Source organism: Pedobacter sp. 05L430, assembly GCF_056397585.1.
On the sequence record NZ_JBFTNT010000393.1, the window covers coordinates 1 to 3,330 of the forward strand.

A 3,330-nucleotide genomic window follows, 5' to 3' on the forward strand; every position below is an offset into this window, starting at 1 on the left:
GCCTAATGGTACAAATCAATTTAACGTATCAATAGCCAATGGAATTGATCCGGTTAAACTAAATAAAAGGTTGAGGGAAGAGCATAATATTATTTTCGGCCAGCCAAGAGAAGATGGTTTTGTAAAAATTAAAGTAAATCCAACACTGTTGAGAAGAGATAACCAACAAATTATCGACTCCTTTAAAGAAGCAATCTCATTTGCCAAAGTGTAAAATTTTGAATGAAGATGCGAATTGCTTTTCCTAATCCCTTGAAGGTATTAAAGTAAAACGGCTCTTCAACTTTAAAAAAGGCTTTTCAAAACATTTGTAAGACAACATTGCTAATAATGTCGTCGAGATGAAAGCAGTAACAGATCCTATTCCGTTTTTCCATTCCAATAGACCTATACTCTCGCTAAAGGTTGCTAATTCATTTTTAAAAATATTAAAAACGATCCAGTAGATAGTGATATGGAAAACATACATGCCATATGAAATACGACCAAGATAAGCTAATTTAGAAGGCATATACTTTACGGGTGCCCCGTAAAGAGATAAAAACATTGCTATAACACCAATAAGTATCAGAAACCATCCAGTAATTGATTGTGGAATTGTAGCTAGGTGAGGAGCATCTACATTAATTTCGCAAACCATTGATGCAATCAACCAGCAAATCACACCTGTTATAAATAAACCAATACGGAGGACTGCATTCCATTTAGGTTCCCAGCCCTTTAAGTAGGCAGAGAGCAGTATTCCTGCAGCAAAAAACTGAAATTGTACAAAGCTATTTGTCCATTGGCCACTAAACCCAGTTGTTGGTCTTTGAGCGTAGTAAATTATCGTGGCGTAAGCAATAACTATTGAAAGAAATGAGAAAATCTTTAATCCTTTTTTCCCTGCAAAAAACAACACTAATGGAAGTAAAATATAAAGTTGTTCTTCTACAGATACACTCCATAAAGGATTTATGCAATAAGATTGCCACTCCTTAAATATTATATACCAATTCCCAGAAAATAGCGTGAATGCTAATTGTGCTTGTCCTGGAATAACAGATCCAAAAAAATCAGTAGCAGAGGTAAGTAACACCATGCCAAAAAAGAAAATAAAATATAGTGGCCAAATCCGTAAAATACGTCTAATGTAAAATGACTTAACGTTTATTTTTCTATCTTTCCAAAATGGACATCTTCTCTTGTTAGTAATTCTGTGATTAAAAATGCGCTAAGGTGTAATTTCGTAATGCGCTTATAATAGACTCCGAGAAATTATGATCGATGAAATGCTATTAAAATATGGGCTAACTAATGCGCCTAGTATTCTACCAATGCTGGATGATTTCAGTGATGAGCGAGAGGTAAGAGAATATTGTTGGCAGGTATTACGGACTTATCCTGACCTAACAAAAGAAGATTGGATTATTGGAATTGAAGGAGGAGATTATATCTATAGTTTTGGCGGCAATTACATCTTTATTACCGACGATATTTGGAGCTTCAATTTGGTTGCCTCTCAGGCAGTATTGGATTTACTGGTAGAAAGAATAAGACAGGTATGATAGTGTTTACCTCTCCAAAGAGTAAAGCACTTTGATCCCATTGGGATAGATTTTATCTCCAATTTCCAACTTTACATAATCCTGATTTGTTGCCTTAAGCCCTTCTAATGGATAATAATACAGCTTACACKGACTATCACTCTTTACCTGTTTAACAGCATAAGAAAACTCAACATCGGCTAGCCCTTTCGCTTCAATCTTGTATCGGAATTCACCAGCCTTTTCATGAAAAACAGCCAATTCCAGCATCCCATTCATAGGTGAGCCAGGGGAATTAACAACGCGCCAGTTCGTAAGCGGTGTAGCTATTCCTGCCAAGGTTATTTTTAAATCGGCCGCAGTAAGACCATTTTTAAGAATCAGGTTGTCTCCTGTCTGCTTATCGGTAAGGGCAATCACAACCTTTGATGGTGGACTTTCATTCAGGATACCAGCACAAGGGTCTAAATTCACTCCATTTTTTTTGCAGCCTGGCAGTGCAGAAAAAAGAACTAATAGCAAAATTGAGTAGCGTAATATTTTCATAGATACGAAGATATATATTAAGGCCCGGATACTATCGCCAAAATTACTTTATATTTGCTAATAATTTATTACCTGTTACTTAAAGGTTATCAGATAATGTCAACATGGTTTTATGGAACAAACAGAAAAGCAACCAGTAAATAAAGAGTTTACCGATGAATGTACCAAGGTGCTCAATGCCGTATCAGATGCGCTATATGCCGTAGGTGGCAAATGGAAGCTGATGATAATAATCGCTATGGCAAGAGGAAATAATAGATTTTCTGAACTTCAGAGACAGGTCAAAGGTATTTCTGCCAGGGTGCTATCCAGTGAACTGAAGGAACTGGAAATGAACGGATTTATAATTAAAAAAGTTGCTGTGGGTTATCCGGTAACAATCGAATATCAATTGCTTCCCTATAGCCATACACTTGAAAAGGTTGTGGCCGCCATGACCGAATGGGGCATTCAGCACCGTGAAAAGATCAAAAGTGAAAGGTCATCTAAACCTTCATAAGGTTAAGCCGCAGTAAATATTTATTAAAGAACAGGACTACAAAATCCCATTCTTTAATAAGATAATCCTAGTTACTCAATGGTCTATCCTCTACAATTATAAAATAGCCGATACGCTCCTTTATTAACCATTTTCCATTTTGACGCACATACTTGTCATCGTATTTAACACTATAATCAGTTATTGTATTTTTGCCTTCAACCTCTCTTACCATCTTAAGTTGAGAAAAAGAAACACCTGTCGCAGTATCTCCATCAATTTTTACCGTATGCTGCCCGTTCATAGTAAAATAGGTCTTTACCAACGATGCATGTCCGTTAAATTCTTTTTCCATGGATTCTATTCCGGAAACATTTGCGGCTAAGAAGTCACCCATATAAACTTTGTATGTGGTATCTGGCGTAAATAATCCCATAACTTCCGAGATCTTTTTTTCATCACTTAAATAAGCATAAGCATCTATTAAGTCCCTTAATTCTTCTTTGTTTTTTAAAATTTCTAATGTCATGATTTTTAATTTTATGTATAAAATTTTTATTTTTTGAGAGTGCGCTAATGCTGAAATGCTGTCTCCGCTACACCAGAAATGACGGGTCGATCTGGTAGGCGTCGAATAATTGGTGTGACCTAAGTTTTTTTTGTACAAGTCCCATGCGCAAATCCAATGCAGAAAGGTCTGTTGCAATCGGAATAAACTGTATTCCCTTAAGCAGAGCGGTGTTAATCACTAGTCCAATTGCTAAACTAGTGGTCTTATCC

The 3,330-nt window shown here is 36.2% G+C and carries 6 protein-coding genes and 1 pseudogene; 3 read left to right on the forward strand and 4 right to left on the reverse strand.

From position 1 onward, the window contains the following. Positions 1–214 (forward strand): annotated as a pseudogene (locus AC1DG9_RS25335) (threonine aldolase family protein); the annotation flags it as partial. A gap of 30 nt (positions 215–244) precedes the next feature. Here the strand turns inward: AC1DG9_RS25335 and AC1DG9_RS25340 are convergent. Further along, positions 245–1,210: an acyltransferase family protein gene (locus AC1DG9_RS25340; protein WP_337716349.1), complete on the reverse strand. Its 966-nt coding sequence runs from the start codon at positions 1,208–1,210 to the stop codon at positions 245–247. Between the two features lie 49 nt (positions 1,211–1,259). Here AC1DG9_RS25340 and AC1DG9_RS25345 point away from each other — a divergent pair, with 49 nt between their 5' ends. Then, positions 1,260–1,547, forward strand: a complete 288-nt coding sequence (locus AC1DG9_RS25345) for a hypothetical protein (protein ID WP_172662677.1) — start codon at positions 1,260–1,262, stop codon at positions 1,545–1,547. 6 nt (positions 1,548–1,553) lie between these two features. Here AC1DG9_RS25345 and AC1DG9_RS25350 read toward each other — a convergent pair whose 3' ends face one another. Continuing rightward, complete coding sequence (locus tag AC1DG9_RS25350) at positions 1,554–2,072, reverse strand: hypothetical protein (RefSeq protein ID WP_477635491.1); 519 nt, start codon at positions 2,070–2,072, stop codon at positions 1,554–1,556. A 112-nt stretch (positions 2,073–2,184) separates the two neighbouring features. Between AC1DG9_RS25350 and AC1DG9_RS25355 the strand changes: the two genes are divergently transcribed. Further along, complete coding sequence (locus AC1DG9_RS25355) at positions 2,185–2,571, forward strand: winged helix-turn-helix transcriptional regulator (RefSeq protein WP_172662679.1); 387 nt, start codon at positions 2,185–2,187, stop codon at positions 2,569–2,571. A gap of 67 nt (positions 2,572–2,638) precedes the next feature. Here the strand turns inward: AC1DG9_RS25355 and AC1DG9_RS25360 are convergent, their stop codons facing one another. After that, positions 2,639–3,079: a nuclear transport factor 2 family protein gene (locus AC1DG9_RS25360; RefSeq protein WP_172662680.1), complete on the reverse strand. Its 441-nt coding sequence runs from the start codon at positions 3,077–3,079 to the stop codon at positions 2,639–2,641. A gap of 67 nt (positions 3,080–3,146) precedes the next feature. Beyond that, a partial coding sequence (locus AC1DG9_RS25365) for a hypothetical protein (RefSeq protein ID WP_477635492.1) occupies positions 3,147–3,330 on the reverse strand: 184 nt, incomplete at its 5' end.